Here is a 23,386-nt window from a genome sequence, read left to right as displayed (position 1 = left end):
CATGAGTCTAGTCAAAAAAACGACATCCAAATGGGTAAGTATGGGTATGGTGATGGTTCTTTTCCTTACGGTATGGGGGGGCGCCAATCGCGCTTCCGCTTTCACGTCGTCAAATGCGGATACAGCGATGAGCTCGTTCGTGAATACCTTTTATGATGCTTCAGCCAAATACTTCTACACAAACAGTGACCATACGATCCAATCCGCACATGCTTATGGCCCCAATGGCGGACTTTACACGGATTTCTGGTGGGAGGCTCAGCTGTGGGAGACCGTTATGGATGCGTATCAACGCACGGGGAGCAGCACATATCGAACCATGATCGATGATATTTACACAGGCTTCAATGCCAAATACACGAACATGATTGATAATCAATTCAATGATGATCTTGGCTGGTGGGCGCTTGCCTGTCTGCGTGCCTATGAGATTACAGGGACACAAGAATATTTAAACCGCGGCTCTTTTCTCTTCGATCACGTCTATGCTAGCTGGGATACCTCCTATTATGGCGGCGGCATTTGGTGGAGAGCGGATGCGCAGAATCCGGCAACTAGCTCCAATGCTCAGAAAAATATGGCCACCAATGCGCCTATGGTCATGACCGCCATTAAGCTAAAGAATGCCTACAATAACGCAAGCTACTTAACGAAAGCGCAGCAAATCTACAGCTGGATCCAAACGAAGCTAGTCAATGGCAGCAAAGTGAATGATCACATGGAGGGCACTGGAGCCGGGATCGTGAAGGATTGGGATTTTACGTATAATTACGGCACCTACCTTGGTGCAGCTACAGCGTTATACATGGCTACGGGTACAGCTAGTTATTTAACAGATGCGAATAATGCAGCCAATTACGTCATCAACAATATGACATCGGCTACTTCTCTGATGTACGAAGGAGAGAATGATGCTCCAGGTTTCAAAATGGTTTTTGCCCGCAGTCTGAATCAACTCCGCGTACAAGCCAGTCAGTCTCAATATCTCAACTTTCTACAGCAAAACGCCACACAAGCGTGGAACCATAGACGAACATCGGATGGCATTATCGGCAGTGATTGGACGGCACCAACGGGTTCATCCTATGTTCAAAGCTTGGCGGCCGCCGCCGGAGCGTCCATTTTACAATTGACACCAGCGGATAACTACACAGGAAACATCGCTGGCAACGGCGTATACGAAGCTGAAAATGCAAGGCGTACCTTAGTAAGCGGAAGCGGGATGATGAATGAAAGCACGCAGACTGGCTTTAACGGCCGTGGCTATGTGGCAAGTTGGAACACGAGTGGTACGTCCATCGATTTCTATGTGAATCAGAATACCGCCGGCACCAAAACCATTACATTCCGCTATGCGGCAGGAGCTGGGAATGCAAGCCGTTATGTTAACGTCAATGGCGTCGATGTCACAACCAATTTGACCTTTAGCGGCACATCCAATTGGAGTACCTGGAACACTGTTTCCGTGACCGTTTCTTTACTTGCGGGTTCCAACACGATCCGACTTGGGTTTGCCAGTTCGAAAGGGAATGCGAACTATCTGAATGTGGACCGATTGTATGGCTTATAAGAAAAACTCTTGAACATGGAGGTAATTATGAAAAAAGAAACGCGAAATCGAACACATTTTGTACTGCAGGCCTTGCAGGTGTTTCTTATTACGTTGCCATTGATCATGTCAGGAGTTATTTTTCCACAGAAAGCGGCAGCATTAAACAACGGCCTTTCGCTGACCCCTCCAATGGGTTGGAATAGCTGGAACATCTACGGATGTAATGTGGATGAAGATAAAATAAAGCAAGCAGCCGATGCTGCAGTTAGCAGCGGCATGAAAGCGGCAGGCTACACCTACATTGTGATCGATGATTGTTGGCAAACAAGTAGGGCTGCTGATGGCACGATCATTGCGGACCCGGTCAAATTCCCAAGCGGAATTGCCTCACTTGCTAGTTATGTTCACAGCAAAGGCTTGAAATTTGGGATCTATACGGATGCTGGCTACACTACGTGTGCAGGAAGGCCAGGCATGTATGGTCATGAGGTTCAAGACGCTGCTACATTTGCCTCATGGGGTGTGGACTATACCAAGATAGATTGGTGTGATCATGGTACCTTGGATCCACAAACTCGGTATAGCATCATCCGAGATGCCTTAGCTAATTCTGGAAGGCCTATGTTGTTCAGCATTTGTAATTGGGGAGTGAATAAACCTTGGGTATGGGGATCTTCTACAGGTAACATGTGGCGAACGACGGATGATATATTCGATTTCTGGGATAGAGTCACATGGATTATTGACCAGAATGCTCCTCTAGCTAACTTCGCTGGCCCAACTTTAGGCTGGAACGATGCAGATATGCTAATGGTAGGCAACTACGGAACGGGCGCTGTGTTTGGAGGCGGGATGACAGACACCGAATACCGTTCGCATATGTCCATGTGGGCCATCATGGCATCACCGCTCATTGCTGGCAATAACTTAGCATCCATGAATCAAGCTACGCAAGATACGTTGATGAATGCAGAAGTGATTGCCGTGGATCAAGATGCGTTGGGCAAACAGGGCGTATTGGTCAGTGATGTTGGAGGGCTTCAGATTTATTCCAAGTTATTGCAGACTTCGGGGACCAGAGCCCTTGTCTTGTTAAATCGTACGAATGCAGCTTCGAATATGTCAGTGAATTTTGCAAGCCTTGGATTGAGCTCCACAGTAGCAATTAGAGATTTGTGGGCCAAAACGAATGTGGGATTTTTTACAACTAGTTATACGACAAACGTGCCCTCACACGGATCGGTTATGTTGAAGCTCACGGGTTCGGAGGCAGCAACGGGGGCGATTGTTTCGGGAAAAACCTTCCGAATATCCCCGAAATCAGACGGCTTGTCGTTAGCTGTTGATGGCGCCTCGACTTCGAACGGAGCGAATATTCTTCAATGGGATAAGGGGATTGTGCAGAATGACAAATGGGTAATTACTGCTACAGATAGCGGATACTATAAAATTATGAATGTAAAAAGCGGGAAGGCGCTATCTGTCGAAAATGCATCTCTAAGCGATGGTGCGAAGGTTATTCAATGGGATTATGGCACGACTGGCAACGATCAATGGCAAATTCAAGGGCTTGCTCAAGGCTATTATAAAATCACGAACAGACTTTCCGGCAAATCGCTAAATGTCGCCAATAACTCGTTGATTAGCGGAGGTACATTTATTCAATGGCCATATGCTGCAGCAGATAACATGGCCTTCCAGCTTATCGAAACGGATATCACCTATGAAGCAGAAGCGGCTTCCCTTCATTCCCTTTCTACGGAATCTACGAATGGCGGATTCACTGGAAATGGCTATGTGGCAGGCTGGAATTCGAGCGGCCAATGGGTAGACTTTAACGTAGTGGCGAATGCAGCTGGCAATTACAACTTGACCTTCCGTTATGCTGGTGGGGCAGGAACGGCAGGGCGTTATCTCTATGTAAACGGCGTAGGAGTCGTCAACAATGTGTCGTTTGGCGGTACGGGGAGTTGGACTTCTTATAATTCCGTTATGGTCCCGAATGTCCACTTGAATAGCGGCAGCAATACGATTTCTCTGATTTTCGATGCTACGAAGGGCAGCACCAATTATTTGAATCTGGACAACATGAAGGTACAGTAATGATATAAGGTGAACGGCAACAAGCCCGGGGGAACCTGTCCTCGGGCTTGTTCTTTCAATCCATCGAGATTACCCCAATTCAGATGTTGGCGGAATGAATCCGAAAATGATGACTGCGCTAGATGAAAGTTGTCATTTCCGAGTGAACGGCTGCCTGAAGACACGGAGACGACATGTCAAAAAACAACTAAAAATAATGTCGTGATTTGTCGATAATGATCTTAAAGTCCTAGGAGGATGGGGATTTTTTTTCATGATTTACTTAAGGGGGATACAAAGTGGGGGTAAAGTATTTTTGGAAATCGGGATTGTATACGCTGCTTCTTACATTCGGTTTCACCTGTTCCACCGTATGGGCGGATGAGCTTAACACCGTTGGCCTACAGGTTGATGGGATGAATCTGCAGTCTGAAGTGCCGCCGCAAATTAAAGACGGAAGGACGCTGCTGCCGATTAGAGCGATGTCAGAAACGCAGGGCGCACAAGTTGCTTGGGACAGTGATACTCAAACCGTCTTTGTCACGTTGGATGGCCATGTCGTAAAGCTGAAGTTGGGGAATCCTAAAGCGGTTATCGACGGCAAAGAGGTCGAATTGGATGTACCGGCTCAAATAATAGACGGCAGCACGATGGTTCCGCTTCGTTTCGTCAGTGAAGCGCTCGGCTCCAAGGTGACATGGAACAATGAAGAGAAGAAGGCTGAGGTAGTTTCTGCTTCCCGGCTCGTGCAGCTAACCGATGTCAACGGAAAGGTCGAGGTTTTTGAAAAAGGGAATTGGCGAGCTGCAGAGCAGCAGGAACTGCTTGAAAGAGGGGCGCAGATCCGCACCAGCGACAATGGGCAAGTTACCTTGCTTACACCGGAAGGTTCTGCAATAAAGCTTGAATCCAATTCAGAAACGAAAATTTCCCAATTGGATAAAGATAAGCTAACTGGCGAGCGTAAAGTCACTTTTGATATCCTAAAGGGAACAGCTTTTACACAGGTAGCCAACCAGAAAGCGGGTTCGGAATTTAAAATCGTCAGCCAAGGAACGCAATTTATTGCACCGGATAGTACATTTCGAATTCAATCGAATGGAAGTACCGCCGAACTTTCTGTACTTGCAGGTACAGTTGTTATGCAGAATGCTTCACATCCAAAACCGATAGCTGTACCAACCAATACATACGTACTGGGAATTCAACCAAATCAAGCTCCTCCATCTCCAGTGTTTATACCAGACGATAAGGTGAAGGAATTCAACAATCAGAAGGATTGGATGAATGAGCAGGTTAAAAGGGTTCAAAACGAGCTTTTGAAAAAACAGGAAAACCTAATCAATTTTGCTGCTGAAGTTCCTGAATCACAAGTTGAAGCTCAGCAGTCCATTTTGAACCAACTCAGCAGTTTGCAGGATTATGGAACTAGTCAGCAGGAGCTGCTGAGGCAGTTGAAACCACGTATGAATTTTGAACTTCCTCAAGAGATGAACGACAAAATTATCCAATCGCAGGGAGCTATCAATCAATTTCTACAAAATCGGCCGGATAATTTCAAAGAGCTTACCGATCAACAGAAAAAAGAGTTTGCGACCAAGCAAGTTTTGTTCGTGGATCAATTTATTAATAATGCGAAATTTGCTGATAATATCAACGACAATTTATTGAAGCAGGCTCAAAAGCTGCAAGGCGATTTCATTCAAAATAATCAGATTGGTCATGACGAAATTAAAAAAGCTGGACCTCAGCAAATACAGGGAGTAGAGTACAGATCGATCGATCTGCCTGCTAATGTGCAGCTCCCTCCGGGATTTGTGCTGCCGCAGGGCATTCAGATGAGAATCGATATGAACCTGCCGGATCACGTAGTGTTGCCTCCGGGCACCATAGTTCCTGAAAATATGAAGCTCCCTCAAGGCACCTCGCTGCCGCATGATGTTAAGTTGCCGGATCATTTTGAGTTGCCCAATAACGTCATCTTGAATCCTGGCTTTGAGTTGAATATTAAATATAAACTACCGACCGGGATTCAACTGCCCGTAGGTTTTGAACTTCCTGATGGTATGGAGTTGCCTAAGGATGTTAAATTGCCTCCGGCTATGCAGATTCCTCCCGGTACGAAGCTGCCCGAGGGAATCCAGCTTTCGCCTGGAATTAATCTTCCTCAAGGAATTGAAATTCCAAAGGGCGCCTTCATTCCAGACGGATTAAATCTTCCGAAGGACGTTAAGTTAGGCGAAGGGATTAAGTTAGGTGAATTTGTGCATTTTCCAAAAGACTTTAAGCTCGATACCAATCTTATTCCGTCGAATATGGAATTGAAGGATGGCGTGATCGTGCCGAAGGACTTTAAGGGGAAGATAGAACATGATGATCAGGGGCATGTCATAGTAATCGATAAAGACGGAAACAAAAAAAATATTAACGATATTGGCCTGCCGCCATTGCCTCCGGGTGTTAACAGACAGTTTGATCAGAATCACCCTCCGATGAAATGTGCAGAACCTAGCAAATGTCAAGACCAAGGAAAGAATTTTCCAGAGAAAGGGGATCAGTTGCAGCTAGATCCTCAACTAGGCCCGCAAACAGGCCGACCAACTGGACCACCAACTGGACCGCCAACCGTACCACCAACTGGACCGCCAACCGGACCACCAACTGGACCACCAACCGTACCGCCAACTGGACCGCCAACCGTACCGCCAACTGGACCGCCAACTGGACCGCCAACCGGACCACCAACTGGCCCGCCAACCGGACCACCAACTGGCCCGCCAACCGGACCACCAACTGGCCCGCCAACCGTATCACCAACTGGCCCGCAACCGGGACAACAACCAGGTCCAGGCTCCAAATAAATATGTTGTATAGGTAACATTATTAAAAATTACTCATGTTTTTTTACTAATGTCCTTAAACACATATAAAACACACCAGGTGCCTCCGCGGCGTGAAAGTTGCGGGGGCATTTTATGGTTGATAAAGAGAAGTGATTAGGGCTGCCTTGCTGGAAAGTAATTCCTAGTTTTGAGTGTGTGAGTAGTGCCAAAAAATACGCTAGCCAAATAATGTCAGATGCTTTAAGCTTGACTCATTGATGAGATGAGGAGGGCAATTAAGGATGGACATTAAATTAATTAAAGCGTTGTGGGGCATGGAAGGTTCGCTAGAGTCCCAGTTCGAGCGAATTGCAGCGGCAGGCTATGAGGGAATCGAAGCGCCCATGCCGCACTCATCTGATGAGGAGCTGTTCCGCAAGCTATTGGAATTGTATAAACTGGACTATATTGCTATGGTGTTTACGAATGGGCCAGATCATCTTGTGTCATTTCGCGAACAAGTGGCGCGTGCGGTTTCATTTCGTCCCATCAGCATTACTTCACACAGCGGCAAGGATTCTATGCCTTTCGAGCAACAGGTGGCCTTCTTTCGTGAAGCAGTAAATATTGAGAAGCAATGGGGAATTCCTATTGGTCATGAGACACATCGCGGCCGTACCTTATTTAATCCTTGGGATGCAGGACGGATACTAGATGCCGTGCCAGAGATCAACTTAACAGTTGATTACAGCCACTGGTGCTGCGTATGCGAGTCTACGTTAGAGGATCAAGAGGATAATTTGTTCAAAACCTACTCACGTGTACAGCATATTCACGGCCGCGTGGGTTACGCAGAGGGACCGCAGGTACCAGATCCAAGAGCGCCAGAGTACGCGCATGAATTACAGCGGCATCTGGGCTGGTGGGATAGCATTATCCAAGCGCAGAAAGAACTAGGCCAAACAACGATCACCTTTACGCCAGAGTTTGGACCTCCTGGTTATTTGCACACCTTGCCGTACACGAATCAACCTGTTGCAGATTTATGGGAAGTCTGCCTTTGGATGGGAGAACATTTCAAAGGACAATATAAGAGTATCTAATTCTATTACTCTCTATTGAAGGTAAACATCATGCTAAGGAAAATACAGAAAATGCCTGCCTCAAGACTCATTGTTGTCGCTTATATAATCGGCATGCTTCTCATTGCCGTCCTTCTTAAACTACCTATCAGCCTAAAGCCGGGCGCCACGATCTCATTCGTGGACGCCCTCTTTACATCGGTCAGTGCTGTCAGCGTGACAGGCCTGACGACTGTTGGCATCAAAGATACGCTAAGCGGCTTCGGAATTGGTGTGCTAATCATTGCTTTTCAATTCGGTGGCATCGGGGTAATGACGCTGGGGAGCTTTTATTGGCTATTGTTTGGGCAGGAAATCGGGCTGCTGCAGCGTAAGATGATTATGATTGACCAGAATCGCAACAATCTATCTGGATTGGTACAGTTAATGAAGCTAGTGCTGGGCTTTACGCTGATCTTAGAGGCGATTAGTACAGCAGCGTTTGGCTTGTATTTCTATTTTACCGGCGAGTACGGGTCGATTTGGCGCGCTCTGTATTATGGGATGTTTCATACCATTTCGGCATTTACGAATGCTGGTTTTGATCTGTTCGGCAATTCATTGCTCGATTATTCGGAGGACTATTTCGTACAGGCACCTACCATGTTCTTGATTGTATTAGGCGGGATCGGATTTCCAGTACTGGCTGAGTTGCGAGAGTATTTGCGGGGCGGACATAAGAATTTCCGATTCTCCCTGTATACCAAGCTGACACTCGTGACAACATCGGTGTTGCTGCTGTTCGGCGCGATCGGCTTCTGGTTGACGGAGCGGACACATGCGCTAACAGGGATGAGCTGGCATGGGAAAATACTCAGCGCACTCTTCACGTCCGTCACTTCTCGCAGCGCTGGGCTTACAACCATTGATATGTCCACAATCACAGAGGCAAGCTTACTGCTCGTATCCATACTGATGTTTATTGGGGCAAGCCCATCCAGTATGGGAGGCGGTGTCCGAACAACGACCATAGCCGTTATCGTGCTGTCCCTAGTTTCTTATGCTCGCGGGGAGAAGGAGCCGAAGGTCTTTGGCCGGATGATTAGCCAAGAGGACTCGCTCAAAAGCTTTGTGTTTTTCCTCACTGGCATTGCACTGCTCCTCGCAGGGATTTTCATGCTGCTGCTGGCAGAGCCGAACCGCCGGGGAGTGTCCGCCATCCTGTTCGAGGTCGCCTCGGCCTTCGGAACGTGCGGTTTATCCACGGGCATCACCGCTGAGCTAGGTAGTGTTAGCAAAATCGCACTCATCGTACTCATGTTTATTGGACGCATCGGACTGTTTCTGTTCTATACCCTATTTACCAATGGGAAGAAAAAACCTCTCATCCGGTATCCGGAGGAGAAGCTCATCATTGGGTGAGCAGCCATACATATGAATTTTGAGAGAAGGACTAACATGCTAGGAGATGGTCCGCATCATGAAGGCTTGTTTGGCGCAGCTGTGCGAGCTTGTTACGAAGCAGGCAAAGCTTCAGGGCTTAGATCACATCACTTCCTTGTACTCGTCAGAAGGCTGTGTCAGAAACATCGCGATGGAAAATTTTTGAATACCATAAGTTGTAAAATGATATAATAAACACAAAATGCAACCTAGGATCATCCTATGGTTGTTTTTCTTTTGAGATCTGGGGGATTTTGACTGTTGAAGTCGAATTCACAAAACATTTACCCAGGAAAGTGAAACGTGATTGATTTTCATGCGTATCAGATAAGGGAGTTCACTAAAACAGGTAAGCGAAGGGAGGTGACCTCGTTGACAGTTAGTTTGGTCAAAGGTCAAAAAATCGATTTAACAAAAGGTAACGCAGGTCTTTCTAAAGTTGTGGTTGGGTTAGGTTGGGATCCTGCTGTTGTAGAGAAGAAGGGTTTCTTCGGTTCGAAGAAAACGGCAGTTGAAATTGATTGTGACGCGTCCGTTATCTTATTGGATGAAAAGGGAAGAATAACTAATCAGAAACATGTGGTTTATTTTGCTAATCTACAAAGCCCTGATGGCTCGGTCGTTCACTCTGGTGATAACCGTACGGGGGATGGCGATGGCGACGATGAAACGGTTTCCGTTAATTTAGGACAAGTTCCCGCTGATGTGAGCAAAATTGTGTTCGTCGTAAATATTTATGACTGTGTGAATAGAAAGCAAGATTTCGGGCTTATTCAATCGGCTTATATTCGTGTATTGAATGGTGCTAATCAACAGGAGTTGGTGAAGTTTAATCTAACCGACAACTATTCAGGCAAATCCTCCCTCATTGTTGGTGAAATTTACCGACACAGCGGCGAGTGGAAATTTAGCGCGATTGGTGAAGGCAGCACAGATACAACCATTGGACAATTGGTTAAAAGATATCAGTAATGGCACAGCCAAATCCTATATAAAGAGAGGTATTTCTTATGTCAATTTCATTATCTAAAGGTCAGAAAGTTGATTTGACGAAAACAAATCCAGGCTTAACGAAAGTTATCGTTGGCTTGGGTTGGGACACGAACAAATACGATGGCGGCAAGGATTTCGATTTGGATGCCTCCATTTTTGCAGCGAATGCGGCTGGTAAAGTCGGCAATGAATCGGATTTCATTTTCTACAACAATCGTCAAAATGCGAACGGTTCGATCGTACACAAAGGTGACAATCGTACAGGTGCTGGCGATGGCGACGATGAAGTCATCTCCATTGATCTTAGTGCGGTACCGGCTGAAACGGAGAAAATTGCTTTCTGTATTACAATTCATGAGGCGGAAGCAAGATCGCAAAATTTCGGACAAGTTTCCAACGCATACGTACGTGTCCTGAACGAGGGCTCTGGCTCTGAGATCATTCGTTTCGATCTTGGCGAAGATTTCTCCATTGAAACAGGCGTTGTGATCGGTGAGCTTTACCGTCATAGCGGCGAATGGAAATTTAGCGCAATTGGCAGCGGATATAAAGACGGTTTAGCTGGTTTGGCACGCGACTACGGTTTGCAAACTTCCTAAGATTGAAGTCTTACTAAATAGGGTGGTGTATTGGAGCATCTAATGCATCACCCTCCCTACTCTTTGAATCGATTCGACCTGAGAAATGGTGTTCACACGACAATATTTGTTGCGTTTTGAATTGGAAATCAATGAACCGAGTAGATGTTCGTACTAATCGGTGAATGAGATAGATGGGGCAGCTTAAGGTATTATGAAGAGTCATACTAACAGGGGGTCCACCTTAATGTCAGATTTTTTTCAAAGTTTTATTGATAATTTTCTTAACTTTTTTAGCTGGGACGTGCTTTCCGCTACCCTTACTGATCCAGTAAACTGGGGAATTATCGGTACACTCGTCCTCCTAGAGGGATTGCTTTCCGCAGATAATGCGTTAGTACTTGCAGTGATGGTAAAGCATTTACCGAAGGAACAGCAGAAGAAAGCTTTATTTTACGGTTTGCTGGGTGCTTACATATTTAGGTTTATCGCGATCGGTGTAGGTACATTCCTAGTACAGATTACCTGGATTAAAGTTCTTGGCGGTGCGTATCTTCTCTGGATCGCTTACAGCAATCTCTTCATGAAGAAGCATGGGGAAGATGGCGAAGTTCAAAACAAAGGTCTTTCTTTCTGGCGCACGGTTATTGCGGTAGAAATCATGGATATCGCGTTCAGTGTCGATAGCGTCCTTGCGGCATTCGGTGTGAGTGATAAGGTTTGGGTATTGTTCATGGGTGGTATCTTAGGTGTTCTAATGATGAGAGGCGTGGCGCAAGTCTTCTTAAAGCTCATTGACAAGATACCGGAATTGGAGAAAACAGCGTTTATCTTAATCATTGTCATCGGTCTTAAAATGATTGCTGGCGCATTCGGTTTCCACATCTCTCACGTAGTCTTCTTCTCCGTCATTATTGCCTTGTTCGGAGGAACCATTATTCTTAGCATGTTTCGCAAAAAGGACAAGTCTACATCTGTGAAAGAATCATAATGTTGATCTAAGAACAATCCCTCCGCCTAGGAGGGATTGTTCTTTCAAGTAAAAAGGGAGGAATCGGCATGCGATATTTCAATTATTTAACAGCGGATGAAGAGAAAGCTTTATTTTACTTACCGCCGAATTCCTTCCATAATCATTCGCACAAAGACATTTTAGCTCATTCTATTGGTGCTGCCCTGTATATGCCAGCGACTCGTCGCACATTTGCAGAAGACATTGCTTTTGGTAAAATCGAGGGTTTAGTATCAGTTGTCCTTGATCTGGAGGATGCTGTTGGTGATAACGAAGTGCATGCTTCGGAGGAATCACTCCTTGGTCAATTGAACCAGATCGCCCATTGGATAGATGTCGGTATTTTGAACACAGATAATTTGCCGCTTATCTTCGTTCGCGTGAGAAGCGTGAATCAGTTGAATTATTTGCTGGAGAGGTTGGAAGATAACATAACCCTGCTGACTGGCATTGTGTTTCCCAAATTCACAGCGGATAATGGTGAGGCCTACTTTCAAATTTTAGAAAATTATAATGATGAGAAGATGGATACTGCACCAACTTTGTACGGAATGCCGATTTTGGAGTCAGGTTCGATTATTTATAAGGAAAGCCGCACTTCTACCTTGCTTGCCATTAACGACATCATAACGAAGTTTAAGTCTTTGGTATTGAATATTCGAATCGGCGCCACGGACTTCTCAAGCTTATTTGGGCTCCGACGAAGTCCTGATAGAACCATTTATGACATTGCTCCCATTCGGGATTGTGTCGCTGATATTATTAATATTTTTGGGCGTATGGAGGCATCCAACGTGATTTCTGGACCTGTGTGGGAATATTTCGGGGCGAAAGGGCTCATTCACGAAGTGATGCTGGATAAGGAAAATGGCATGATCGGCAAAACCATTATACATCCTACTCACATTAAGCCGGTTCAATCGATCTATGCGGTCACACATGAAGAATATACGGATGCTACGAGTATTCTGACCAACAATCATGGGGACCTCGGCGTAATGAAGAGTGCCTATGGCAACAAAATGAATGAAATCAAACCCCATTACAATTGGGCGAAGCGTATTATTTTACGATCACAAATTTACGGGGTGCTGCATGAACAACAATCATTTGATGGATTATTCCTCCGACCTGACCGAGCGTACGTATAAAATCGCAGGCGATTTAGAACTGCAGGTCAATGTGACCTCCAATCCCTATAACATCTCGCTCGATGCACTGTTCACAATGGCGGCGAGAATTAATAAGAAGCGTTCCTTTTTGTTCGTGAGCAAGGTGCTCGGTAAACATATCCCGGTGAATCCGTACACTTCGTTGCTAAGTGGAACAGCCTTGGCGCTACTTCTGCAGCAAGCGTTGCAGGGAACGAAGTTGGATGAAAAGGTGCAACTCGCAGTTGAGGGACTTGTGCATCCTGAGAAAGCGGAAGCCGCTTATCGGGCTGTTATGTCCGAGCGGTTAGAACTGCAACAACCGATCGCTTTCATCGGTTTTGCTGAGACAGCAACGGCGATTGGCCATGCGGTGTATGAAGCTTTTGGACAAGGTAGTCGGTATTTGCACACAACACGTGAAGTGATTGAAGAATCACCGATCATCCTTCAGTTCGAAGAGGAGCATTCGCATGCCGTGGCGCACTTTGGCTACTCAGATGACCCTGCTCTACTGGCAGAGCCAGAGATCCTCGTGCTCGTGGATGATGAAATAACGACAGGCAAAACGTCGCTCAATATTATTCGTGACCTACAAGGAAAATACCCGAAGAAAATTTACTATGTCTTGGCTCTACTCGACTGGCGTACAGAAGAAAATCGTGCACAATTTACTCAGCTTGAGCAGGAGTTGAACGTCACGATTCACGTCATTTCCCTTATTCAAGGGGAGACGAAGGTAGTAGGCTCTAGCGAGAGCTTGACCCCGCAAGCAACTAACTCCACGAAAATGGAGCCTAATGGACGCCTGCAGATCTCCTATGTTGACGGTCTCTTCTCCCATGCAGCTCATGCAGCTGGTCGACCTTATTTGCTCCATAGCGGTAGATTTGGTCTTACACCAGTCAGCAGTGAACACTTGGATCATTCGATCACGCAAACGGCATCTAGGCTAAAGGGCATGCGTAGGGGAGCGAATACCCTTTGCGTAGGCACAGGAGAGTTTATGTATATCCCGATGCGCATAGCGGCGGAGATGGGAGCGGGTGTGTCGTATCAATCGACGACGCGTAGTCCGATTCATGTCATCGACCGTGAAGGTTATGCGGTCCAATCTGGCGATGCCTATCCCTCACCAGAGGATGAGCAAGTTATTCATTTCTTCTACAATATCCCGTACGGTAAGTACCAGGAGATTTTTCTCTTTCTGGAAAGAGAAGCATTGCCTGAAGCGATGGAGCCAATCCTTCAAATTCTGCAAACGAGGGGGCTGGATACTCTTCATATCGTCTTCTTCTCACCTCAAACGGTCGATTGGAAGGAGGGGATGGTATGGAAGCTTGGCGAACGAAAGCCAAAGCAATAAATGAGCCCCAACCGATGGGGAGCTATCCACCGAGCGATGTGACATTCCTGTTGAAAGATATCAGCGAGGTCCAGCTGGAAATCGCTTTGGATGCCAGAGAACGAGCCATCCAGTCAGGCACGCACTATTCGGAAATGCTGCCACAAGAACATCTGCCTTCATCGGCTTATTTGAACCTATATCAAGAATCGCTAGAGCTGTCTGCGGAGAAGGTTGCGCTATCGGTCGGTGCGGTTGCTGAGCTCATTCGAGCCAAGAAAGGACCGAAAACCCTTCTCGTCTCCTTAGCTAGAGCGGGAACGCCAGTTGGTATTTTGATTAAACGTTATCTTCAGGCTATCCATCACCTTGATTTCCCGCATTATAGTATCTCAATTATTCGGGGTAAGGGGATTGATGAGAACGCTCTTCTATATATGCTGCAGAAGCATCCCGGCGTGAGATTGCAATTCATTGATGGATGGACAGGTAAAGGAGCCATCCGGAAGGTGCTGACCCAAGCTTGTCTCTTAATGGAAAAGCAATATGGGATCATCCTGGACGATGATCTAGCCGTGCTCGCCGACCCGGGTCATTGTACGAACATGTTCGGCACTCGTGAGGACTTTCTCATTCCGAGCGCATGCTTGAACTCGACGGTTTCTGGTTTAATGAGCCGAACAGTGCTGCGCGATGATTTGATTGGACCTCATGATTTCCACGGCTCCAAATATTACAGGGAATGGCTTGATCAGGATCAATCTAACCATTTCATCGATACGATCGTGCCCTACTTCAGTGAGGTTGCCAATGGAGCACAGGCGGTTGCCGAGGACATCCTGTTGCATCCTCCTGAGATTTCCTGGCATGGCTTGCGAGATATTCAAGCGATTCAAACAACGTACCAGATTGCCGATATCAATTTGATTAAGCCTGGGGTCGGAGAAACGACCCGCGTTCTGCTTAGGCGAGTGCCGTGGCGGATCTTGGTAGACCGCATGGATAATCCCCATATCCGGCATATCTTGCTTTTAGCTGAGGCACGCGGTGTACCTGTTGAGGTGTATCCCGGTCTCACCTATTCATGTTGTGGTCTCATACAATCCGTGAAAGGGGATGCCGAATGATTTATGCCAGTGATTTAGATCAGACCTTGATCTATTCCCAACCTGCTGAGCGTGCGGAGCATTGGGGAGATCGTATTCTGATCGCCGAGCTTATTGACGGTAAGATAAGATCGTATATGTCCGCGAGCACGTATCAACGCCTGCAAGAGCTGATGAATGAGCTCATTTTCATTCCGGTTACGACACGAACAATTGCACAATACGAGCGGATTCACTTGATTAGTCAAATTTTGAAGCCTAAATATGCCGTGACAAGCAATGGGGGAAATATGCTGATCGATGGCAAGGTGGATACGGAATGGCGAGATCTGATCAGGGCCCGCGTTAGTGAGACAAGTTCCCCTGTAGAGGACGTTCTCCCTGTGATGAACGCTGTACTTCGTCAAGACTGGGTGCTCAGCTCAAGCTGGTGCGATGAACTATTCTACTCCCATATCGTCGAACGCGACCGGATGCCCCTGCAGGAGATAGCTGATCTGACTGCTCAGCTACATAGCATGGGCTGGCGCACATCTGTGCAGGGAAGAAAGGTGTACATCGTCCCGCAAGCCGTGAGTAAGGGCGGAGCAGTTGCCCATTTGAAGGAGGTCATTGGCGGACGAAAGGTCATCGCTTCCGGGGATTCGCTGCTGGATCAAAGCTTGTTAGACATCGCTGATTATGCCATCGCTCCAGGTCACGGAGAGTTATTCCGCCAAGAACAGATGGGGCAGTCTGGGAACTACAGATTTACCGAAGAATCTGGGATTTTCGCTGCGGATGACATTACATCTTTCGTTCAGTCCACTCACACAGAGCACAAGAAGCTGCTCATAAAGGAGCCTTCATGAAAAAAGTATGGTTTAACCGCTGGTTTTCTGTCGCTTATCATTACATGAACAGCATCCGTCATAATGAGGATGGGGCTCAGTTTAAGATGTATGCTACACATCCGGATCGAACTCACATGGCGCTGCAAGCGGCGGATTTTGCGGATACCGAGCCTGTTCTCGGCGACGATGATTATATGGAGTTCGCTTTGAACTTTTGCAAACAGCACGGCATCGATGTCTTTATCCCTAGATTGCATATGTACGCCATAGCCAAGCATATCGATGAGTTTGAGAAAATAGGTACACGTGTCACCGTTTGTCGTGATCTCGAGCTTCTAGAAAATCTCATGGAAAAGCAAAAGTTCTATGAATCCATTCGGCCCAAGGGGATCGTCGCCATTCCCGACTATCATGTAGTGAATACAGCAGCGGAATTTATCCAAGCGCATGACGCGTTGACAGCTGCTGGCCATGGCGTTTGTATGAAGCCTACGAATGGTGAAGGTGGAACTGGTTTTCGGATCATCAGCGATAAGCGGAATGTGTTGAGTGACATGTTCGGAACCGTGACACCGTATCTCAGCAAAGATCAGGTGGTTCAGAATTTATCGACGGTCGAGCGTTTTGAGGATCTCATGGTCATGGAATTACTAAATGGCTATGAATACAGCATCGATTGTTTGGCTTCCGCAGCCGGCGAGCTGCTTGCCGCAGTCCCACGCCGTAAGGCGGATGGTCGCTTGAGGCTGTTAGAGGAAGTACCTGAGCTGATTGAGCTTGCTAATCAAGTAGCGGCCATGTATCGCATTCCTTTTAATTATAATATTCAGGTCAAATACAATCAGGGTGTTCCGAAGCTGCTGGAGATTAATCCGCGAATGTCAGGTGGTTTACATGTGACCTGTTTATCGGGCATTAACTTCCCTTATCTAGCCGTGAAATCGCTCCTGGGTGAAAAGTTTGACGTCCAGAAACCGACCTTCGGCTTATTGGCGAGTCATATCGAGCAATACGTAATTATGAATCTCGGTGAATAATAAGTAGCGCGCATCATATCTTTGATAATAGATGATCATTCGTATCAAACAGTCAAAGAGGGTGCGCTGCATGATCGTAGGCGGGATTATCTTGTTCGGAATTATCGTAACGTTAATTGTGATAGCGAGCGCAGAGAAAGCAGAATATGTGTCCAATTTTATCGATAAATAGACATCTTTGAAGCCTGAAAAGGTTTCTTTTTTTTGCTTTGATTTGGTAGAATAGGAGATAGGTAGTTTCACAAGTGAAGGAGATTTAACATGCTGCAATTAAGTGATAGTCAACTTGCAACAATGTGGAGTCAAGGAGATGCGAAAGCGTTTAATCGACTTCTGGAGCTGTATAAGGACAAAATTTATCGATTAGCTTTTCGCATGCTTCGTAATAAATCGGATTCCGAAGACGTTGTTCAGGAGACTTTTTTGCGGGCACATTTGAATTCACATCGATTTGACGCTACCAAAAACTTCTCCAGCTGGATCTTTAGCATTGGCAAAAATGTGACCATTGATTTGATGCGGAAGAAGAAAAAAGAGCTCTCGATGGATACGAATTCGTTTCCTTCTCAGGACGAACGTCCCCTGTATGAGAAGCTGGTTAGTCATGAGAAAACGCCTGAGCTTCAGCTCATCGAGCAGGAAACGTATATTCAGGTTGAGCAAATGATTCAGGATTTACCTGATAAATACAAAGAACTCATTGTGTATAAATATTATTTGGATATGTCGTTAGAAGACATCAGCAGGGAAGTTAATTTACCTGTTTCCACCATCAAAACGAGGCTTTTTCGTGGCCGGAATTTTATCAAAAGAAAATGGGGATCCTTATTCTTCATGCTGCATAGCTTAACATCTGTTATCATTTTTTAGCGGTAAGCCGATAAGGCTTATTTTTTTGCCTATGACCCTATAATAAAGGAGCTTCACATGAGTAATCCTAAATTAGATGCACCCAAAATGCCCAAAGAATTGCCCATCATTTCCTTGCAAGAGAGGGAACTTGAGCCTGAAGATAGCTTCCATACTGGCCTTATTAGTGACTGTGTGATCGATAATCAATCCGCCTATAAGGTCGCGTTTGATAAAGTCATTTTCCGCAATGTCACCTTTACCCGCATCTCGATGAAAGAAATTGAGCTGACGGATGTTATTTTTGACAGATGCGACTTATCGAACGTCGACTTTACAGAAGCAACAATTCATCGAACCGAATTTCGGAATTGTAAAATTATTGGCATGGATCTTTCGGGGGCGACGCTGCGTAATATCCTCTTTCAAGATTGCCTAGGAGATTTTGCAACGTTTCGGATGGCTAATCTCAAACAGATCTCGTTCCATACCTGTTCCTTGTCTAGCTCTGATTTCTATGAAGCGACTTTACAAAAGGTTGAATACGATAAGTGCCAGTTGGACCAAGCACAATTTACAGGTACCAAGTTGGAGGGGATCGACCTAAGTACATGTGAATTTACCACCTTAGGCGTAAGCATTGAGGATTTGCGAGGATGTATCATTTCTAGAGGGCAAGCCTCGGTATTTGTTAGTCATTTTGGGATAAAATTAAAAGAATAAAGGCTGGGTGAATGGAGGGTTAGACAGTGAAGCTAGGATTTGATATTGATGATACCCTCATTAATCTGAGAGAGCATGCGTTTCACATTTACAATCAGAAGCTGCAGCAGAATATTGGGCTAGAGGTATTCCAAGCTCTGCCTACGATGGAAATTCACAGTGCATTTGGATTATCCAAAGAGGAAGGAGGGAAGCTCTGGCACAGCCTGCGTGATGAGATTTATTATTCCGACTGTGCGACATTCCCCCATGCGCGTGAGGTTTTGAACCAGCTGGTGGAGCAAGGCCATGAGGTATATTACATTACCGCGAGAGCGAAGGAACACACAGAGCGCACGCGGCAATGGCTGCTGGACAACGGATTCCCCGTGGCAGACGGACATTTCTACTGCGGGATGAGTGATTCCGAGAAAGTACATATTATCGAAGCACTAAAGCTAGATTATTATTTCGATGATAAACCGAAAGTTCTAGAAACGCTGTTTCACTTACCAGTCCGCATTTGTGTGAAAGACAGATCATATAATCGACATCTGGATCTTCCGCGGATTACGTCTTGGGATGAGCTTGGCGAGCTTATGAAGGGTTAAAAAAGAGGAAAAGGCGCTCTCCTCGTTAGAGAACGATGTGAGCACCTGGCTGGAGGGAGAGAAGATTTTCCTCTCCCTCGGCTTCAAGCTGTTGGCATAGCTGATCGGTATCGCGTTTCGGAGCATGAACGAGCAGAGTGAAGTTGCTTTGCATAGATCGGGCCATCCGGCGTACATCCGGAAGTCCTTGATGAATTTTGTAGCGGATGGCGCGTATGCGGCATCCGCTTTCTGCATCCTGCAGGGCCAGTAGTTGTTGCGCAATGGTTCCTTTTCAACATGCCCCGTGATCAAGATGCCATTGTTCGGTCTGCGACGGAGCATTTCGTAATACCACAGTGCTTTCGGCGATTGCATCATGCCATCCGTCGTGAACCAAATGGCCGCGCGCGAACACGCGATGTCCTCCTGGAGGAGACTTATACGCTCATTATCGCTATGGATGATTTCAAAGCGTTGACTGGCCAAGGCTTTGGCTAATCGGGCTGCCATGCCGCTCTTGAGCCAGCTCGGATGCTGAAGCATGAGTTTCATCGCTTCGATGAGCTCGTGCTCAACCCGTATTGACGTTTCGGGGTAGCGCTGCTCCATCATAAGTAGAAGTTCTTGCCCTCGGCCGCAAACAGGAACTGGTAGCAGCAGCAGGCCATTTGCAGTTAGAATGTCATCTGCTTCCGCGAAGAGGTTCTTTAACTTTGCTTCCTGTTCTTCTGTATCTGTACTGTAGGCAGCATCCACTATGGCGCCATCCAAAGCCAGCTCGTGGTTGATAAGCTGCGGCGAATCTGTCCCTAACAGAATCGAGTCCTCGCTGTAATCTCCCGAGTAGAAAATCCGCTTTCCTTCCAGCTCCAGCATGACCCAGATCGATCTCAGCATATGTCCGCTTCGTCCCCAACAGGCTTTCAAAGTTGGGGAAATCACGAACCAATGCTTCGGGGCGGTGCAGCTTCTTCAATGAAAGCGTACCTGACGGAAGCAAGATGGGATTCCTCGTAAGGCAACTCTCCTCCTTGTTGACTGACATATCGAGGTATGGCCTATTCTTAATACAGCGGGTACTGGGACAGAATACATAGTGGAAGCGTCCTTCAAAACAGATAGTCAATCAACAGCATCTTTCAAACATGATGAATTAATTACGTATCTACAGAGTAAAGGTTGATTTTTGGCACAAGATTCTTTAAAGACGCAACTGATTATGGATCGTTATTAATATCAAAAACGGATGTGAGGAGATGTTATTCAGATGTTCCGAATTAATAAAGTGTCTAAATTAATCCTAGCTTCAATAGCAGCAGCGGTGCTGCTAACAGGTGGAGTTCTCTCACCAAAACAAGCTTTTGCTGCTAACGATACGCCTAACTATGAGGTTAAATTTAACTTAGATCCTAGTATCGTGGTGGATTCTAGCCACAACCTTATTAGTAGTGTGCGTAGTCAATTTTCTACAGGTTCCTCGTACAAAAGCTATCGCGTTCAATACATGGATACACCAACGAAAACAATGGATGCGCAAAGCTGGAGTGATCGTATTCGTAAAAAAAGTAGTGACAGCACCCATCAGCTGCAATTCAAAAAAAGATACCCCATCACAAATGGCGATATTAATAGTGCATTAACAACAGCTGCGAACGATGGCTTGAATAGCTCAGCATCATGGTTTAAATTCCAGGTGGATTGGACCTTCAGTAAACAAACATTAAGTGTACAGTATGAAAAAGATGTGACCGTTTCTGGTTATAGTGGTAGTGGATTAAACGTACCTAGCCTGGCAACTTCCCAATCTGTCTCCATTTCCAATGCTCCTAGCCAGTTTAAAAACTGGACCAGCTCAGGCTGGGGTACCACCCAATTAAACAATTCTGTTATTTATGGCCCTATCGATTTCAAAAGATATGAAGGCACGATCGACGATTTGGAATTAGATATCGAAGTGTGGACCATTCTGAATGCAGCAAAAACAGGAACAGAGGACATCGTTGAAGCCTCATTTAAGGCGGATACACGAAGTGAAGCAACAAGTGCACGAACGGATTTGATGAATATACTTAATACCAAGGGCTGGTTAGTGCAGTCTGATGTGCTAAAAACAAGCTTAATCATGGAGCGATATGCACCAACTGCACCAATAGCGGACACCACAGCACCTTCCGTTCCTACCTTAAATATGACCTGGAAGTAACAAATGGAGGCCTTTCTACATCTACTTACTCTCGCAAGGTCCAGACGGCAGCTCAGACAGCTTCAACGTCGCAGTTGATTCAGGTAGCAACTATCAAGTAACAACAGGCAGCGCAGGTAACTGGGCATGGAAAAAGCCGAGCAGCTCGATCTCACTTTCAACAGGCACACATAACCAAAACAAGCAGTACGCCAAGCGGACTGGGAGGAACAGCACTCGTTCCTTCTACACACTAATAAAGACAAAGATTCAAGTACAAAAACTTTCAAAACCATCCCAGCGATGGCGATGAAAGTTTTTTCTATTCGTGTCGCGGTCCTATCGTGGGAGTGACCAAACGGCACAGATCCAAATGCTACAGCCTAGTCGTCATAGCGCCAATCGCCAGAGATCCAAGCGCTACAACCCCAATCGTCATAGCCGCAAACGTTATAGTTCCAAACGCCACAGCACCAAACGCTAGTGCCTCCAAGCGCATAGCTCCAATCCATATAGTAGCCCAAATCTACATAACCACTTACGCCACATTCACTAAGCATAACAACCCTATATCTTTAGCGCCGCATCTATACCCACTATCCCCTTAGCTCAGAAAAGTGAAAGCAGTTTGTTCTATTGAAATTGAACTTGAGCTATATTGACTCAACTTTACTTAAATTGAATTGAATAGAGGTGAAGTGAAGTGAAGTGATGGAAGTAAAGTAAGTGTCTAAAAGTTATGTGTGAAGGGGATAGGCAGATTTAAGTAATTGAGCTTAGGATCTTAGACGGATGGAAGTATAGCACTAACGGCTGCTTTTCATATAGCAATGAGTGTCCATTGTAGAAGAATATAGGCAAAGTTTAATCAAATGATCGAAAACGGGAATGTTGGACGCAGTGAGATTAATTCGATAGCAGAATTCGTCTAAATAGCTTTGAAGATGATGGGCGCCGATACCATGAAAGGTTGAATTAATCCATGTACTCGCTTGTTTAGCAACTTCGAGTAGGGGGCGTTGTCGTTTCGATGTGTAAAAGCCAGTAACCATGTGAATTTTATCCACGGGCAGGTCCGATATGTTGCTGCTGAAAGGTTGACGTGTCGAATTTCGTGATGTGTTTGCTCTTAGGGTGTGAGGGGACAACATGCTTAATTTTGAAATAAGTTGGATCACCTGAATCATCATTGAGCGAGGAGCCTACGAGTAGGAGATGTTCTTGAGGATGTTTGTGGACAGACGGATTGAAAGGTTTTCCATAAATAGCCGAGTTAATTTGAACGGTTCCTGTCAAGGGACATAGGCTATCTGCTTGATGGATGGAAGTACGGATTTTATGTAAAATTAGCCAAGCTGTTTTGTAAGTAACATTAATAAGTCGTGAAAGCTCCACTGCGGTTGTGCCAATATGAGTACGCGAAATCAGAAAAATTGCAAGTAACCATTTGCGAATTTCAGTTCGGGAGCCTTCCATAATCGTCCCTGAAAGTAATGACACTTGATGACGACAATGGGAACATTCATACAAGGGTAAACGTCGAGTTGTTGTTATATAGGCATGGCGATGCTCACATCGTGGACAACGGAAGCCTTCAGGCCATTTGGTTTGGAACATAAAGTCGATGCAAATATTTTCTGAGGAAAAATACGTTTGAAATTGCTCAAATGACAAGCTAGTAGTATCCATGTAAAATCTCCTCGAGTAAAGTTATTTGGAAACATTTGTTCCTATTTCATTATACCAAACATATGATCTGTTTTCAATTAATTGGGAGAACAATTAAGGGGTATTGTTGGTTTTTTTATCTGAGCGAAGGGGATAGTGCTGATAGTGAGGGGTGTTAAGGGGATAGTGTGGTGGGAGATGGTCAGGTAGTCATGTAGTCAGGTAGTGAAAATGGTAACGTAGGTGAAAGTTCGCAGGTGATCCAAGTAGGCAGGAAGTGAATGAAGTGACGGGAAGGAATCCATCGTCTTTTTCATATCATGTCCGCATAAGGTAGTACTAATGAATTGTGGTACATAAGCTGGACTTGGGCAGGG

Annotated in this window: 21 protein-coding genes; 18 read left to right on the top strand and 3 right to left on the bottom strand. The window is 45.8% G+C overall.

Going from position 1 to position 23,386, the window contains the following annotated elements; all coding sequences use genetic code 11:
- Position 1: 1 nt before the first annotated feature.
- The 17 genes from AC58P7_RS12800 (at position 2) to AC58P7_RS12720 (ending at position 19,177) form a co-directional block, all read left to right on the top strand.
- The gene (locus AC58P7_RS12800) at positions 2–1,570 is read left to right on the top strand and encodes a glycoside hydrolase family 76 protein (protein WP_497343339.1); all 1,569 of its coding nucleotides are present in this window, start codon (positions 2–4) and stop codon (positions 1,568–1,570) included.
- A 27-nt stretch (positions 1,571–1,597) separates the two neighbouring features.
- On the top strand, positions 1,598–3,655 hold the full coding sequence (locus tag AC58P7_RS12795) for an RICIN domain-containing protein (protein ID WP_497343337.1): 2,058 nt from the start codon (positions 1,598–1,600) through the stop codon (positions 3,653–3,655).
- A 278-nt stretch (positions 3,656–3,933) separates the two neighbouring features.
- Positions 3,934–6,495 carry a stalk domain-containing protein gene (locus tag AC58P7_RS12790; protein ID WP_497343335.1) on the top strand — a complete coding sequence of 854 codons (2,562 nt, stop codon included), beginning with the start codon at positions 3,934–3,936 and terminating at the stop codon, positions 6,493–6,495.
- A gap of 263 nt (positions 6,496–6,758) precedes the next feature.
- Positions 6,759–7,559, top strand: coding sequence for a sugar phosphate isomerase/epimerase family protein (locus AC58P7_RS12785; protein ID WP_497343334.1), 801 nt, complete (start codon positions 6,759–6,761; stop codon positions 7,557–7,559).
- A 30-nt stretch (positions 7,560–7,589) separates the two neighbouring features.
- Positions 7,590–8,939 carry a TrkH family potassium uptake protein gene (locus AC58P7_RS12780; protein WP_497343332.1) on the top strand — a complete coding sequence of 450 codons (1,350 nt, stop codon included), beginning with the start codon at positions 7,590–7,592 and terminating at the stop codon, positions 8,937–8,939.
- 58 nt (positions 8,940–8,997) lie between these two features.
- Entirely contained in the window at positions 8,998–9,126 is a 129-nt protein-coding gene (locus AC58P7_RS12775; protein ID WP_497343330.1) for a hypothetical protein, read from the top strand.
- Between the two features lie 206 nt (positions 9,127–9,332).
- Entirely contained in the window at positions 9,333–9,932 is a 600-nt protein-coding gene (locus AC58P7_RS12770; protein WP_497343328.1) for a TerD family protein, read from the top strand.
- 38 nt (positions 9,933–9,970) lie between these two features.
- Positions 9,971–10,552 carry a TerD family protein gene (locus AC58P7_RS12765; RefSeq protein ID WP_497343326.1) on the top strand — a complete coding sequence of 194 codons (582 nt, stop codon included), beginning with the start codon at positions 9,971–9,973 and terminating at the stop codon, positions 10,550–10,552.
- Positions 10,553–10,778: 226 nt separating this feature from the next.
- Positions 10,779–11,522 carry a TerC family protein gene (locus AC58P7_RS12760; protein ID WP_497343324.1) on the top strand — a complete coding sequence of 248 codons (744 nt, stop codon included), beginning with the start codon at positions 10,779–10,781 and terminating at the stop codon, positions 11,520–11,522.
- 68 nt (positions 11,523–11,590) lie between these two features.
- Positions 11,591–12,694: an HpcH/HpaI aldolase/citrate lyase family protein gene (locus AC58P7_RS12755; protein WP_497343322.1), complete on the top strand. Its 1,104-nt coding sequence runs from the start codon at positions 11,591–11,593 to the stop codon at positions 12,692–12,694.
- On the top strand, positions 12,639–14,060 hold the full coding sequence (locus tag AC58P7_RS12750; protein WP_497343320.1) for a phosphoribosyltransferase family protein: 1,422 nt from the start codon (positions 12,639–12,641) through the stop codon (positions 14,058–14,060). Before AC58P7_RS12755 ends, AC58P7_RS12750 begins: the two co-directional genes overlap by 56 nt.
- The gene (locus AC58P7_RS12745; RefSeq protein WP_497343318.1) at positions 14,027–15,166 is read left to right on the top strand and encodes a cysteine protease StiP family protein; all 1,140 of its coding nucleotides are present in this window, start codon (positions 14,027–14,029) and stop codon (positions 15,164–15,166) included. Before AC58P7_RS12750 ends, AC58P7_RS12745 begins: the two co-directional genes overlap by 34 nt.
- Positions 15,163–15,996 carry an HAD family hydrolase gene (locus AC58P7_RS12740; RefSeq protein WP_497343316.1) on the top strand — a complete coding sequence of 278 codons (834 nt, stop codon included), beginning with the start codon at positions 15,163–15,165 and terminating at the stop codon, positions 15,994–15,996. The genes AC58P7_RS12745 and AC58P7_RS12740 overlap by 4 nt, the downstream gene beginning before the upstream one ends.
- Entirely contained in the window at positions 15,993–17,015 is a 1,023-nt protein-coding gene (locus AC58P7_RS12735; RefSeq protein ID WP_497343314.1) for an ATP-grasp domain-containing protein, read from the top strand. The genes AC58P7_RS12740 and AC58P7_RS12735 overlap by 4 nt, the downstream gene beginning before the upstream one ends.
- A gap of 261 nt (positions 17,016–17,276) precedes the next feature.
- Complete coding sequence (locus AC58P7_RS12730) at positions 17,277–17,885, top strand: sigma-70 family RNA polymerase sigma factor (RefSeq protein WP_497343312.1); 609 nt, start codon at positions 17,277–17,279, stop codon at positions 17,883–17,885.
- A 57-nt stretch (positions 17,886–17,942) separates the two neighbouring features.
- Positions 17,943–18,587, top strand: coding sequence for a pentapeptide repeat-containing protein (locus AC58P7_RS12725; protein WP_497343311.1), 645 nt, complete (start codon positions 17,943–17,945; stop codon positions 18,585–18,587).
- Positions 18,588–18,613: 26 nt separating this feature from the next.
- Positions 18,614–19,177 (top strand): 5' nucleotidase, NT5C type, encoded by a 564-nt coding sequence (locus AC58P7_RS12720; protein WP_497343309.1) that lies wholly within the window; start codon positions 18,614–18,616, stop codon positions 19,175–19,177.
- On the opposite strand, the gene AC58P7_RS12715 is transcribed toward AC58P7_RS12720, so the two are convergent.
- Positions 19,106–20,056 carry a hypothetical protein gene (locus AC58P7_RS12715; protein ID WP_497343307.1) on the bottom strand — a complete coding sequence of 317 codons (951 nt, stop codon included), beginning with the start codon at positions 20,054–20,056 and terminating at the stop codon, positions 19,106–19,108. The two genes, AC58P7_RS12720 and AC58P7_RS12715, sit on opposite strands and share 72 nt — an antisense overlap.
- A 370-nt stretch (positions 20,057–20,426) precedes the next feature.
- Here AC58P7_RS12715 and AC58P7_RS12710 point away from each other — a divergent pair, with 370 nt between their 5' ends.
- Positions 20,427–21,362, top strand: coding sequence for a hypothetical protein (locus AC58P7_RS12710; RefSeq protein ID WP_497343305.1), 936 nt, complete (start codon positions 20,427–20,429; stop codon positions 21,360–21,362).
- A 362-nt stretch (positions 21,363–21,724) separates the two neighbouring features.
- On the opposite strand, the gene AC58P7_RS12705 is transcribed toward AC58P7_RS12710, so the two are convergent.
- Both AC58P7_RS12705 and AC58P7_RS12700 read right to left on the bottom strand, forming a co-directional pair.
- The gene (locus AC58P7_RS12705) at positions 21,725–21,901 is read right to left on the bottom strand and encodes a hypothetical protein (RefSeq protein ID WP_497343303.1); all 177 of its coding nucleotides are present in this window, start codon (positions 21,899–21,901) and stop codon (positions 21,725–21,727) included.
- 499 nt (positions 21,902–22,400) lie between these two features.
- Entirely contained in the window at positions 22,401–23,030 is a 630-nt protein-coding gene (locus tag AC58P7_RS12700) for a transposase (RefSeq protein WP_497343301.1), read from the bottom strand.
- Positions 23,031–23,386 lie beyond the last annotated feature (356 nt).

This window comes from Paenibacillus sp. J22FR5 (assembly GCF_059691975.1).
Note: the sequence above shows the minus strand (reverse complement) of the source record. Positions and strands in the feature narration are given on the sequence as shown.